We start from the raw sequence: 11,798 nt of genomic DNA on the forward strand, positions 1-11,798 counted from the left end.
GTAAATTTCGATAGTTTCAAGAGCGGCCGCCATCCTTTTTTTCACTCACCGCCGGCGGTCCCAAGGGCAGCCGGCATCACCCCTGCCCCTTGAGCGCCAATGCCTGCTGATACAGGTCATTCTTGGGGACTCCAGTGATCTGCGACGCCAGTTTCGCCGCCTGCTTCACGGGCATCTGCGCCAGACACAGCTCCAGCACCCGAATGCACTCGGCCGACAGGGCATCCCTGGGCGCGTCGGGGGCCCCGGAGACCAGCACCACGAATTCCCCCCGGGTATGATGGGGGTCGCTGCACACCCAGGCGCACAGATCTTCCAGGCTCCCTCCCTGGATCTGCTCGAAGGTCTTCGTCAGCTCCCTGGCCACCACCGCCAGACGCCCCCCCCCCAGCGTGTGGGCCATATCCTCAAGGCTGGCCTGAATGCGATGACTGGATTCATAGAAGATCAGCGTACCGGAGACGGCCATCAGGGCCTCCAGGCGGTGGCGGCGCGCCTGGGCTCGGGCAGGGAGAAAGCCCTCGAACCAGAAACGATCGGAAGGCAGGCCACTGGCGGACAGGGCCGCGATCAGGGCGGCGGGGCCGGGGATGGGCACCACCCGGATGCCGGCGGCACGGGCAGCCGCCACCAGCCGAAAGCCCGGGTCGCTGATCAGCGGGGTGCCGGCATCACTGACCAGGGCCAGGGATTCACCCTGTGTGAGCCGCTGGACCAGGGCCGGCACCTGCCGGTCCTCATTATGCTCGTGCAGGCTCACTCGAGGAGTCTGGACCCCGTAATGGGTGAGCAGCCCGGCCGTGTGACGGGTATCTTCGGCTGCGATCAGGTCAACACCAGCGAGCACCTGTACGGCGCGCGGGGACAGATCACCCAGATTTCCGATGGGCGTGGCCACCACATGGAGCACCCCACCTTCAATTGACACACCGCACCTCGGCCAAGATACTGACATTCCCATGAAAACAATATGCCAGTCTAACCCGGCAGAAGCGCTCCGGGAAGGCTCGGCCACCCGCCCAATGCGACCCTGTGGATCACCGATGGACAGACAACCCCACGCCCGCCAGGCCCTCCATGGAAACGCCCACCGGGCAAGTCCCCCCTGGCGCGGGGTGGGGATCGTGGCATTCCTGCTGGTCATCACGCTGCTGCTTTCCGCTTGCGCTGGCATCCCTCGCCCCATGGACGACGCCGAAGAGCGCCTGGCTCAGGCTCAGGCCCTCGAGGAGGCCCAGGAGTATCAGCAAGCGGCAGATCTTTACCTGGAGATCGCTCAGGGCCTGAGAGCCACACCCCGTGCGCGCGTTCAATTGGAGGCCCTGGAGATTCTCACCCGGGAGGACGCCCCCCAGGCCCAGCGGAACCGGGCCGGGCGGTTACTGGAGGAGATCGACCGACGTCGTCTGGAGGGCGACGAGCCAGCGCGCCTGGACATCCTGGCGGCGCGACTGGCATTACTGGAGGGGGACCCCGGCACTGCCCTCGAGAGGCTGCCGGAAGACCCCAGGGCCCTGCCCGACCGCCTCGCCCGCCAGGCCCTGGAGGTGGAGGCCCGCGCCCATGGCCATCGAGAGGACTGGATCAGGGCAGTGGACGCCTGGGACGCCCTGGGCGCACGCCAGCCCGATGACGACCGACGCCAGCAAGCATTCGAACGACTCTGGGCGCTGACCCAGGAACTGGACCCGGGCGCCCTCGAAGCCCTGCGGGATCAGGCCGACCGGGCGGCCACCCGGGGCTGGCTGGACCTGGGTCATGTGGCCCGGACCACCCCCCCCAGTCCGCGCGTTCTGGAGGATGCCCTGGATGACTGGCGTGAGCGCCACCGGGATCACCCGGCCGACCCGGTCTTCCTGGAGCGCCTGCGGGAGCAATGGGCTGCCTATACACGGCACCCGGATCACGTGGCGGTACTGCTGCCGCTCACCGGGCGTTTCGGGTCCTCCGCCAACGCCATCCTCGAGGGCATCGTCGCCGCCTACTACGACACCCCCAGGGAAGAACGCACAACGCTTAGGGTGTACGACACGGGCGAGCAGGCGGACGCCAGCTGGACCCAGTACGAAAAGGCCGTGGAAGCCGGGGCCAGCCTGGTGATCGGCCCTCTTGAGCGCTCGGCCGTGAACCGCTTCGCGCGAGAATCCTCCTTGCCGGTGCCCGTGCTGGCGCTGAACCGGGCCGAAACCCGGGACAGTTACCCGGACAATCTCTATCAATTCGGGCTGAACCCGGAGGATGAGGCCGTCCAGGCGGCAGAACGTGCGGTACTCGACGGGCATCATGATGCAGTGGTGATGGTGCCCCGCACCGAACTGGGTGAGCGTCTGCATCGCGCCTTTGAGGACCGTTACGAGACCCTGGGTGGCCTGGTGCGCGATGTCCAGTTCTATGCCCCCGAGGCCACCGATTACAGCGACACGATCATCCAGGGACTGCAGATCCGCGATACCCGCCCCACCCATCGACGCCGTCCATCGGACGACGGTCGGGCAGATCGTGACGCTGATGAGCCCCGGTATCGTGGCGATGTAGACGTCATCTTCCTGTCGGGCGGCCCTCGCCAGGCCCGCCTGATCCGCCCGCAACTGCGCTACTACCAGGCCGGCGACCTGCCGGTGATCGCCACCTCGCATATCTATTCCGGGCGACCCGATGCCCGCGCCGATGCCGACCTGAACGGCATCGTCTTTGCCGACATCCCCTGGCTTCTGGATCAGGTCAACCCTCGCCCGGAACTGCGCGAGACCCTGAACGACCAGCTCTCGAGCACCTCACAGCAGTTGCCACGGCTGGTGGCCCTGGGCTTCGACGCCCTGCAGGTGAGTTCGATGGTGGAACGACTGGCCCGCCAGCGGGGCGAGTATCACCAGGGCCTGACCGGGCGACTGCACCTGGACGAGCAACGACGCATCATCCGCGAACTCAACTGGGCACGCTTCATCGAGGGGGAGCCGCGGGTCATCGGTATTGGCGATGGGCTGATCAACCCACTGGGTGACGCGGCATGGTGAACCGACGGGCGCAGGGGGACGTGGCCGAGGCCCGTGCGCGGACCTATCTGGAATCCCGGGGCTTGCGGTTCGTTCGCGCCCAGTTCCGCTGCAAGGTGGGCGAGATCGATCTGATCATGGAGGACCGCGGCAGCCTGGTGTTCGTTGAAGTGCGTCAGCGCCGATCGGGGCGCTACGGGGGCGCGGCCGCCAGCATCAACCACCGCAAGCAGCGGCGCATCCTGGGCGCCGCAGCGTATTATCTGCAAATCCACGGCTGTCAGCGCCCGGCCCGTCTCGACGTGATCGCCATCGAGGCCGACGACCGCATCCAGTGGATACCCAATGCCTTTGAGGCGCAAGCCTGATCCAACCGAGCCCGTTCAATGAATCTGCAAGACATCATCCGCCAGACCTTCGCCGAAACCCTGGAAACCCATCAGGCAGCAGCCGACGCCCTGCCCCCCGCCATCGAACTGGCCGCCAACAACCTGCTCGGGGCCCTTCTGGGCGGACACAAGGTTCTGATCTGCGGCAATGGTGGGTCGGCAGCGGATGCCCAGCATTTTGCCTCGGAGATGGTCAACCGGTTCGAACATGACCGACCGGGCCTCCCCGCCATCGCCCTGACCACCGATACCTCCACCCTCACCTCCATCGCCAATGACGATGCCTTCGAGCAGATCTTCGCTCGGCAGGTTCGCGTGCTGGGCCAGGGGGGTGATGTGCTCGTGGCCATTTCCACCTCCGGCCGGTCACCCAACATCCTTGAAGCCATCCATGCAGCGCGTGAACGTGATCTGCAGGTGATCGCCCTGACCGGACGGGATGGAGGCCCGCTGGCGGAATTACTGACGGAGCGCGACGTGGAGATCCGTGTACCCTCCGAGCGCACGGCACGTATCCAGGAGGTGCACCTGGTGGTCATCCACTCCCTGTGCGATCTGATTGATCGGCAGCTGCTGGGTATCCGCCCATGACCACTCCCGATCCGGAAAGGCCTCTGTCCAAGGCGGCCATCAAGGCCCTCAAGGACGCGGTGGGGGCAGGCAATCTACTGACGGAAGCGGCCGATCGCTGGCCCTACGGCGGCGACAACTCGCGTCTGCATGCGCCACCGCAGGCGGTGGCTTTCGCCACAGACGCGGACCAGATCCAGGCCCTGGTGGATGCCTGCCGAAGCCACTGGATCCCGCTGGTGACCCGAGGGCTTGGGTCGGGCACCACGGGTGCCACCGTGCCCGATCAGGGAGGCGTGGTGCTCTCCATGGAGCGCATGAACCGCATTCTGGAAGTGGACCCGGACAACCGGATGATGGTGGTGGAGCCAGGGGTGACCAATCAGGCGGTGCAGGATGCCGCCGCCCAACACGGTTTTTTCTGGCCCCCGGACCCCACCAGCGCGGCCTACTGCACCGTGGGCGGCAATCTGGCCTATAACTCGGCCGGACCGCGGGCGGTGAAATATGGCACCCCCCGGGAAAACACCCTGGGCCTCACGGCCGTCACCGGGGCCGGGCGCCTGCTTCGCACGGGCGTCTACACCACCAAGGGCGTGGTGGGCTATGACCTCACCCGCCTGTTGATCGGCTCGGAGGGAACACTGGGCATCATTACCCAGGCCACCTTGCGCCTCACCCCCCTGGCAGAGGCAAAGCGCACCCTGCAGGCAGTGTACGACTCCATGGATGCTGCCGCCCAGGCCGTCTCCCGCATCATGGCCCAGCCGGTGGTGCCCTGCGCCCTGGAATTCATGGATGGCCGAGCCATCGAAATGATCCGCGACTATTCCCAGGCAAACCTTCCCGAAGCCGCGGGGGCGCTGCTGATGATTGAAGTGGACGGCCCCCTGGCAGGGCTGGATGACGCAGCCCAAAGGGTGGCCGATGCGGCCCGCGGGAACGGCAACCTGAGCGTGGCGCTGGCCAAATCCGAAAACGAGGTCAAGGCCCTGTGGGCCACTCGCAAGGCACTCTCCCCTGCCCTGCGGCGCGTGGCACCCAAGAAGATCAATGAGGACGTGGTGGTGCCGGTCTCCCGCATCCCCGAGCTGATCCGGGGTCTGGAGTCACTGGGCCGCCGACATGACATCACCATCGTCTGCTTCGGACATGCCGGAAACGGCAACATCCACGTCAATCTGCTGATCGACCCGGACGACGCCCGTCAGATGAAGGCCGCCGCGACCTGCCTGGACCAGGTGTTCACCCTGGTACTGGAGCTGCGCGGCAGCATCTCCGGCGAACACGGCGTGGGGCTGGCCAAGCGGGATTTTGTGGGTTGGGAGCTGGGAGCAGAAGTGCTCGGCCTGATGGAGGGCATCAAGGCCACCTTCGATCCGGCGGGCATCCTCAATCCTGGCAAGGGCGTGCCGCCCGCCCCACGGTAGCCCGCCACCGGACGTTTCGCCGCGTACGCACGTGGGAGCGGCCCTCGGCCGCGAAGGGTCTTTTCCAAACGAAGCCACAACAGCCTCCGAACCTCTGCGGGGCGGTATGCCTGGGAGCGGGTGTTCGCCGCATGGATGCGGCGGCCAAGCCTACAGGGAAGTATTCACGGCGTCCCGCGGACAGGCATACCGCCCCGCAGAGGTTCACTCCGCTGCCAACCGACGGGGGTGGTGCGCGGGCTCTGACCCTTCGCGGCCGAGGGCCGCTCCCACACCCAGACTCACACCGAGGGGTGAGGGTTTACTTGACCACCCGAAGGCTCGGGCCCTTCTTCTGGGCGCCGGAATCCCCGGGGCCGGAGCCGTTATCGTCCCCGCCACCCTCCGGCGGAGGCTCATCGCCATCGCCGGGCTCGGCGAACATCATGCCCTGGCCGTTCTCGCGCGTGTAGATGGCCAGCACCCGATCCACGGGGATGATCACGTTCATGGGACGCCCACCAAAGCGGGCGCTGAACGTCACCTCTTCATTGCCAATGCTCAGAGCGCTGACCGCCATGGGGGCCACGTTCAGCACGATACGACCCGCCTCCACATACTCGCGCGGCACCACCACTTCCGGCGCCGCGTCCACCAGCAGGTGGGGCGTCATGTCATTGTCGGCGATCCACTCGTAAATGGCTCGAATCAGGTAGGGACGACTGGAAGTCATGGTAGGGCTCAAACTGGGCTGCTCTTGCTGACGTGGGTCGCGGGGCGCCTGCGCGGTGCCCGGTAACGGAAGCACAACCGCCCGAGGCCCCGTGATCAGTGCATTTCCTTTTCTGCCTCGGTGAGGCTGTGCTGGAAAGCCTCGCGCGCAAACACGCGGCGACCATAGTCCCGCACGGGCTTTGGCAGCTTGTCCATGGGGATTCCCAGGGTGGGCAAGCGCCATAGCACCGGCGCCACCGCAGCATCCACCAGGCTGAATTCATCACTGAGAAAATAGGGCTTGATGGCGAAGATCTCGCTTGAGGACACGAGGCTCTCCAGCAGGATCTTGCGCGCGCGATTGGCTGCAGCCTTGTCTGTGGCTGCCTCCATATTCTCCACACCCCGATACCAGTCCTGTTCGATGCGATACAGGGCCAATCGGGCCGTGGCACGGGAAACCGGGTCCACCGGCATCAGCGGCGGATGAGGAAATCGCTCGTCCAGATATTCCTGTATGACCTGCGTACCGTACAAAACCAGGTCCCGATCCACAAGGGTGGGTACGGAATTGTAGGGATTGAGATGGGACAGGTCTTCGGGTCTGGATTCAGGGTCGATATGGGTGATATCGACGGTGATGTCCTTTTCAGCCAGCACAACCCTCACCGCGTGGCAACGCGGACAGGCGGGTGCTGAAAAGAGCGTCATGACGGATCTACGGTTGGCGACTAACGCCATGGAGGCTCTCCATAAGGCAGGCCGCGCCATGCGCGACCGCCAAACACGGGGGGCGTCCCTGCCCCGGGCTAACGATGACGATCAATGAACGTCGCGCCAGTATTCCTTCTTCAGCAGGTAGGCCAGGATGGTGAACAGGATCAGGAATCCGATCACGTACATGCCCATGGCTTCGCGCTCCAGACGGATCGGCTCGGCCACGTAGGTCATGAAGGCGGTGATGTCGCGGACCACTTCGTCATATTCCTCAGCGGACATCTTGCCCTCTTCCACCAGTTCCAGCTTGATCTCGCCGTCCTCGCCCACGTTCTTCTGCCAGCCCTGAAGCTCCCACAGGACATGGGGCATGCCCATGGCCTCGAAGGTGGCGTTGTTCACGCCCAGAGGGCGGGAATCATCCAGGTAGAAGTTGCGCAGCACGGTGTAGATCCAGTCCGGGCTGTTGGCGCGAGCGGTGAGAGTCAGATCCGGCGCAGGCTGCGCGAACCATTCCTCGGCATCATCCGGACGCATGGCGATCTTGATCAACTCGCCCACGCCGGTGGGATCACCCGAGGCGTCCCGGGTGTGGATGAACATCTCCTCCACCTGCTCGTTGGTGAGGCCCAGGTCCTGGCCGATGCGGTTGTAACGCGCATGCTCCAGGGAATGACAGCCGATGCAGTACTGGAAGAAGTACTCGGCACCCCGCTGCACCGACGCGGTATCGGTCAGATCGATATTGGCCCGGTCCAGACCGCCGGACGGGCCGGCGGCCAGGGCCGGCCCCGCGGGTGCGAGGCAGGCGATCACAAATGCTAACGTTGCAAATTTTTTCATCACGAAGTCACCCTCGCCGGAACCGGCTTTTCCTCGTTGAAGCTCGTGTACAGGGGTGCCAGCAGGCAGATCGTCAGGTACGCCGTGGGCAGCAACCACCAGGTCATGGCCATGGTCGGATCGGCGCCGCCCTCGACCCGCAGGAAATCCCAGTAGGTGTAACCCGCCACGATCACCGCGAAGGAGGCCCAGCTGAACGTGAAGGATCGAGGCTTGCTATGAAACCAGATCACGAAGAAGAACGCGCAGTAGATGGTGGTCAGACGCAGATTCAACTCGGAGTAGAACGGTTCCACCGCCTGCATGCCCAGCCAACCCAGAATGATGAACGCAATGGCGAACACGATCAGGTTGAACTTGTGGATGGCACTGCGATAGCGCACGGAATTGATCGGGTTACGGTCCAGCCAGGGCAGGAAGAACAGGATCAGTACCGCACCGAACATCAGCAACACACCCAGGAACGGATCCGGCACCACGCGCAGGATGGAGTAGAAGGTACCGAAATACCAGACCGGGTGAATCAGCTCCGGGGTCACCATCGGGTCGGCCGGCTCGAAGTTGGCCTTCTCGATGAAGTACCCGCCGGCTTCCGGTGCAAAGAACACCACCCCGAAGAACAGGATCAGGAACACACCAAAGCCGATCATGTCCTTGACGGTGTAGTAGGGATGGAAGGGAATGCCGTCCAGCGGTCTGCCCTGATCGTCGGTGAACTTCTTGATGTCCACGCCATCGGGGTTATTGGAACCCACGGCGTGCAGCGCCACGATGTGGGCAAACACCAGCATGATCAGCACCAACGGCAGTGCGGCCACGTGCAGAGCGAAGAACCGGGTCAGCGTGGCATCAGAGATCAGGAAGTCGCCACGGATCCAGGTCACCAGTTCAGGGCCGATGAACGGGATGGTCGCGAACAGGTTCACGATCACCTGTGCACCCCAGTAGGACATCTGACCCCAGGGCAGCATGTAGCCGGCAAATGCCTCGGCCATGAGCACCAGGTAGATGGCCACACCGATCACCCACACCAGTTCACGCGGCTTCTTGTAGGAACCGTAGAGCAGGGCACGGAACATGTGCAGATAGACCACGATGAAGAAGGCCGACGCCCCCGTGGTGTGCATGTAGCGGATGAGCCAGCCCCATTCCACGTCACGCATGATGTATTCGACAGAGGCGAATGCCAGTTCGGCATCCGGCTTGTAGAACATGGTCAGGAAAATGCCCGACACGATCTGGATGGCCAGCACCAGCATGGCCAGGGAACCAAAGTAATACCAGAAGTTGAAATTCTTCGGCGCGTAGTACTGCGCCAGGTGCTCATTCCAGGTCTTGGTGAGGGGATACCTGGCATCGACCCATTCTAGAAGAGCTCTCATAATGCGACTCCTTCCTCGTCCTCACCGATGACGAGCAGTGTTTCCGACTCATACTTGTGCACGGGCACCACCAGGTTCGTGGGCGCTGGCATATTGCGCCATACGCGCCCGGCCAGATCGAAGCGCGAGCCGTGGCAGGCGCAGAAGTAACCGCCCTTCCAGTTTTCCCCCAGGTCGGACGGAGCCAGTTCGGGGCGGTAACTGGGCGAGCAGCCCAGGTGGGTGCAGATCCCGACCAGCACGGAGTATTCCGGCTTTCTGGAGCGGGTTTCGTTTTGGGCGTAGGCGGGCTGTTGCGACTCCACCTGGGAGTCCGGATCCACCAGGCGTGGCCGGTTTTCCGCAAGCAGATCAAGCATTTCCGGCGTGCGGTGAGTGATCCACACAGGCTGGCCGCGCCATTCGACACGGACCAACTGACCGGGCTCGACCCCGCTCACATCGAATTCCACCGGAGCACCCGCCGCCTGAGCACGCGCACTGGGGGACCACGACGCCAGATGCGCATAGCCTACCGCTGCAACCCCGGCCCCGCCGACCACGCTGGTCGCCGCCACCAGGAATCGCCGTCGATTCTGGTTCACGTCTTCATAAGACATTAATTAAGATCTCCCGTTGAGTTCCAACAAAAAGCCGCTGGCCGCTGGGCGCCCGGCGCCGACCGAGCGCAAGGAAAGACGCGCCGCCTGACACTAAAACCCCTCGGCCCACCGGGGCACTCAAAACGCGGTAGCATTCCCGAAGAAGCCCCACAGGTCAAGAGAAAACTCGAGCCAAATCCGTAATGCATTGATTTAAATAGGGTTATCAATATCTATAAATTCATGCGAAAGTGCTAATGTTTGCGCCAGGTATTCACCCAAAGCCTTCGGTCCATAGCGTTCGGTGGCATGATGCCCCGCCGCAAAAAAGTGAATGCCCTCCTCGCGGGCCACATGCACGGTCTGCTCGGAGACCTCGCCGGTGATGAAGGCATCCAGCCCCAGGGCCACGGCCTGCTCGATCATTCCCTGGGCACCGCCGGTGCACCAACCCACACGCTGGATGGACTCCGGGCCGGATGCAATCCACAAGGGCTCACGTTGCAGTCGCCGGGCGATGCGATCCTTCAATTCCTGTCCTGATAGGACCTGCAGCGGACGACCAAAGTTGCCCACGCCGTCGGGGCGCATGAGGCCCTCCACCTGAAACTCCAGCAACCGCGCCAGTTGGGCGTTGTTGCCCAGTTCCGGATGAGCATCCAGAGGCAGATGATAGGCCAGCAGGTTGATGTCGTGGGCCAGCAGCAGGCGCAAGCGTTCGCGCTTCATGCCGGTGACGCGGGCATCCTCACCTTTCCAGAAATACCCATGATGCACCAGCAGGGCATCGGCCCCATGCTGGATCGCCACTTCGATCAGGGCGCGACTGGCAGTGACGCCGGTGACCAGCCGACCCACATGGGGTCGCCCCTGCACCTGCAACCCATTGGGGCTGTAGTCGGTGAAGGCACTCACGTTGAGCAGGTCATCGACGTGACTCACCAGATCCTGGATGGCAACCATGGGGGACCTCCGTAATGGGCAGCGCTTCAAACTGCGTATATAAGCATTGTGTTATTGTAGCGGCATGATCCGAATCAGTCCCTTCCTTCTGCAGGTGGTTGGCGTCGGCGTGGCTGTGGCCGTGCTCATGCTGCTGTTCTTCCCCGACCTGCTGCGGGAACCGCAGCCGCGAGTGGAGGTGTTGCAGAGCGACCGGCCTGCGCCGCTCGCCCTGGGAGAGGGCCCGGTCTCCTATGCCGACGCGGTCGACCGGGCCACCCCTGCAGTGGTGAACATCCACACACGCAAGACGGTGGTGCAACGGGGCCATCCCTTCATGGACGACCCGGTGTTTCGTCAGTTCTTCGGTGATCGCTTCGACACTCCGCAACGTCGCACCCAGACCAGCCTGGGCTCCGGTGTGATCATCAGCCCGCAAGGGTACATCCTCACCAACAACCACGTCATTGAGGGCGCCGACGAGATCGAGACCATGCTCGCCGATGGGCGTAACCTGCCGGCCCAGGTGGTGGGCACGGATCCGGAGACGGACCTGGCCGTGCTGCGCATCGAATCCGGTGAAGGCCCCCTGCCCAGCATCGTGGTGGGAGACTCGCGGCACCTGCGTGTGGGGGATGTGGTCCTGGCCATCGGCAACCCATTTGGCGTGGGACAGACCGTGACCCAGGGGATCGTCAGCGCCACCGGCCGCAGTCGACTGGGCATCAACACCTACGAGGATTTCATTCAGACCGACGCCGCCATCAATCCTGGCAACTCAGGCGGCGCCCTGGTCAACGCCCATGGCGAACTGGTGGGCGTGAACACCGCCATCTTCACCCGCTCGGGGGGTTCGCAGGGCATCGGTTTCGCGATCCCCGTGGATCTGGCTCGGGACGTGATGACCCAGATCATCGAGCAGGGAGCCGTGGTGCGCGGCTGGCTGGGCATCGAGGTACAGGAGATCACGCCGCAACTGGCCCAGTCCTTCGGTCTCGCGGACAGCCGGGGCATCCTCATCGCCGGCGTGCTGGGCACCGGACCGGCGGCCCGGGCCGGTATCCGCCCCGGGGACATCTTCACCCATATCGATGGCGACCGCATCAACGACGCCCAGGACGCCCTGAATTTCATCGCCCGCAAAAAACCGGGCAAGACCCTGCGCATTCAGGGGCTGCGGGATGGGGAGCCCTTCGAGATCCGGGCCGAGGTGGGGAAAAGACCGACGGCGAGGCGCTGATTCAGCGACCACCGCTTT

At 64.1% G+C, this 11,798-nt stretch carries 12 protein-coding genes; 5 read left to right on the forward strand and 7 right to left on the reverse strand.

The window, feature by feature from the left end; all coding sequences use genetic code 11:
- Window positions 1–76 precede the first annotated feature (76 nt).
- Window positions 77–955, reverse strand: coding sequence for a 16S rRNA (cytidine(1402)-2'-O)-methyltransferase (gene rsmI, locus LPW30_RS03365; RefSeq protein ID WP_476588331.1), 879 nt, complete (start codon window positions 953–955; stop codon window positions 77–79).
- A gap of 88 nt (window positions 956–1,043) precedes the next feature.
- Between rsmI and LPW30_RS03370 the strand changes: the two genes are divergently transcribed.
- Genes LPW30_RS03370 through LPW30_RS03385 form a run of 4 tightly spaced genes read left to right on the forward strand, consistent with a single transcriptional unit; the run spans window position 1,044 to window position 5,382 of the window.
- Window positions 1,044–3,014, forward strand: coding sequence for a penicillin-binding protein activator (locus LPW30_RS03370; RefSeq protein ID WP_239680078.1), 1,971 nt, complete (start codon window positions 1,044–1,046; stop codon window positions 3,012–3,014).
- On the forward strand, window positions 3,008–3,361 hold the full coding sequence (locus tag LPW30_RS03375; RefSeq protein ID WP_239680079.1) for a YraN family protein: 354 nt from the start codon (window positions 3,008–3,010) through the stop codon (window positions 3,359–3,361). The genes LPW30_RS03370 and LPW30_RS03375 overlap by 7 nt, the downstream gene beginning before the upstream one ends.
- Before the next feature lie 18 nt (window positions 3,362–3,379).
- Window positions 3,380–3,973 carry a phosphoheptose isomerase gene (locus tag LPW30_RS03380; protein ID WP_025280597.1) on the forward strand — a complete coding sequence of 198 codons (594 nt, stop codon included), beginning with the start codon at window positions 3,380–3,382 and terminating at the stop codon, window positions 3,971–3,973.
- Window positions 3,970–5,382: an FAD-binding oxidoreductase gene (locus LPW30_RS03385; protein WP_239680080.1), complete on the forward strand. Its 1,413-nt coding sequence runs from the start codon at window positions 3,970–3,972 to the stop codon at window positions 5,380–5,382. Before LPW30_RS03380 ends, LPW30_RS03385 begins: the two co-directional genes overlap by 4 nt.
- A 301-nt stretch (window positions 5,383–5,683) precedes the next feature.
- Here LPW30_RS03385 and LPW30_RS03390 read toward each other — a convergent pair whose 3' ends face one another.
- The 6 genes from LPW30_RS03390 to LPW30_RS03415 form a co-directional block, all read right to left on the reverse strand.
- Window positions 5,684–6,094, reverse strand: a complete 411-nt coding sequence (locus LPW30_RS03390) for a ClpXP protease specificity-enhancing factor (RefSeq protein WP_239680081.1) — start codon at window positions 6,092–6,094, stop codon at window positions 5,684–5,686.
- Between the two features lie 95 nt (window positions 6,095–6,189).
- Window positions 6,190–6,816 carry a glutathione S-transferase N-terminal domain-containing protein gene (locus LPW30_RS03395; protein WP_239680082.1) on the reverse strand — a complete coding sequence of 209 codons (627 nt, stop codon included), beginning with the start codon at window positions 6,814–6,816 and terminating at the stop codon, window positions 6,190–6,192.
- An 81-nt stretch (window positions 6,817–6,897) separates the two neighbouring features.
- Window positions 6,898–7,635 (reverse strand): cytochrome c1, encoded by a 738-nt coding sequence (locus LPW30_RS03400; protein WP_238623703.1) that lies wholly within the window; start codon window positions 7,633–7,635, stop codon window positions 6,898–6,900.
- A complete protein-coding gene (locus LPW30_RS03405; RefSeq protein WP_238623704.1) occupies window positions 7,635–9,017 on the reverse strand; it encodes a cytochrome b in 1,383 nt (460 codons plus the stop codon). The genes LPW30_RS03400 and LPW30_RS03405 overlap by 1 nt, the downstream gene beginning before the upstream one ends.
- Window positions 9,014–9,616 (reverse strand): ubiquinol-cytochrome c reductase iron-sulfur subunit, encoded by a 603-nt coding sequence (gene petA / locus LPW30_RS03410; RefSeq protein WP_238623705.1) that lies wholly within the window; start codon window positions 9,614–9,616, stop codon window positions 9,014–9,016. Before petA ends, LPW30_RS03405 begins: the two co-directional genes overlap by 4 nt.
- Window positions 9,617–9,811: 195 nt before the next feature.
- Window positions 9,812–10,561: a Nif3-like dinuclear metal center hexameric protein gene (locus LPW30_RS03415; RefSeq protein ID WP_239680083.1), complete on the reverse strand. Its 750-nt coding sequence runs from the start codon at window positions 10,559–10,561 to the stop codon at window positions 9,812–9,814.
- A 64-nt stretch (window positions 10,562–10,625) separates the two neighbouring features.
- On the opposite strand from LPW30_RS03415, the gene LPW30_RS03420 reads away from it, so the two are divergent.
- Complete coding sequence (locus LPW30_RS03420; protein ID WP_239680084.1) at window positions 10,626–11,780, forward strand: Do family serine endopeptidase; 1,155 nt, start codon at window positions 10,626–10,628, stop codon at window positions 11,778–11,780.
- Window positions 11,781–11,798 lie beyond the last annotated feature (18 nt).

Origin of the sequence: Ectothiorhodospira variabilis, assembly GCF_022227625.1 — a bacterium.
GTDB classification, from domain to species: Bacteria; Pseudomonadota; Gammaproteobacteria; order Ectothiorhodospirales; family Ectothiorhodospiraceae; genus Ectothiorhodospira; species Ectothiorhodospira haloalkaliphila.

Coding starts and splice junctions, on each gene's coding strand:
- LPW30_RS03390 (WP_239680081.1), bottom strand. CDS start 6,094: ATGACTTCCAGTCGTCCCTACCTGATTCGAGCCATTTACGAGTGGATC.
- LPW30_RS03375 (WP_239680079.1), top strand. CDS start 3,008: ATGGTGAACCGACGGGCGCAGGGGGACGTGGCCGAGGCCCGTGCGCGG.
- LPW30_RS03405 (WP_238623704.1), bottom strand. CDS start 9,017: ATGAGAGCTCTTCTAGAATGGGTCGATGCCAGGTATCCCCTCACCAAG.
- LPW30_RS03370 (WP_239680078.1), top strand. CDS start 1,044: ATGGACAGACAACCCCACGCCCGCCAGGCCCTCCATGGAAACGCCCAC.
- LPW30_RS03400 (WP_238623703.1), bottom strand. CDS start 7,635: ATGAAAAAATTTGCAACGTTAGCATTTGTGATCGCCTGCCTCGCACCC.
- LPW30_RS03395 (WP_239680082.1), bottom strand. CDS start 6,816: ATGGCGTTAGTCGCCAACCGTAGATCCGTCATGACGCTCTTTTCAGCA.
- LPW30_RS03420 (WP_239680084.1), top strand. CDS start 10,626: ATGATCCGAATCAGTCCCTTCCTTCTGCAGGTGGTTGGCGTCGGCGTG.
- LPW30_RS03385 (WP_239680080.1), top strand. CDS start 3,970: ATGACCACTCCCGATCCGGAAAGGCCTCTGTCCAAGGCGGCCATCAAG.
- rsmI (WP_476588331.1), bottom strand. CDS start 955: ATGTCAGTATCTTGGCCGAGGTGCGGTGTGTCAATTGAAGGTGGGGTG.
- petA (WP_238623705.1), bottom strand. CDS start 9,616: ATGTCTTATGAAGACGTGAACCAGAATCGACGGCGATTCCTGGTGGCG.
- LPW30_RS03415 (WP_239680083.1), bottom strand. CDS start 10,561: ATGGTTGCCATCCAGGATCTGGTGAGTCACGTCGATGACCTGCTCAAC.
- LPW30_RS03380 (WP_025280597.1), top strand. CDS start 3,380: ATGAATCTGCAAGACATCATCCGCCAGACCTTCGCCGAAACCCTGGAA.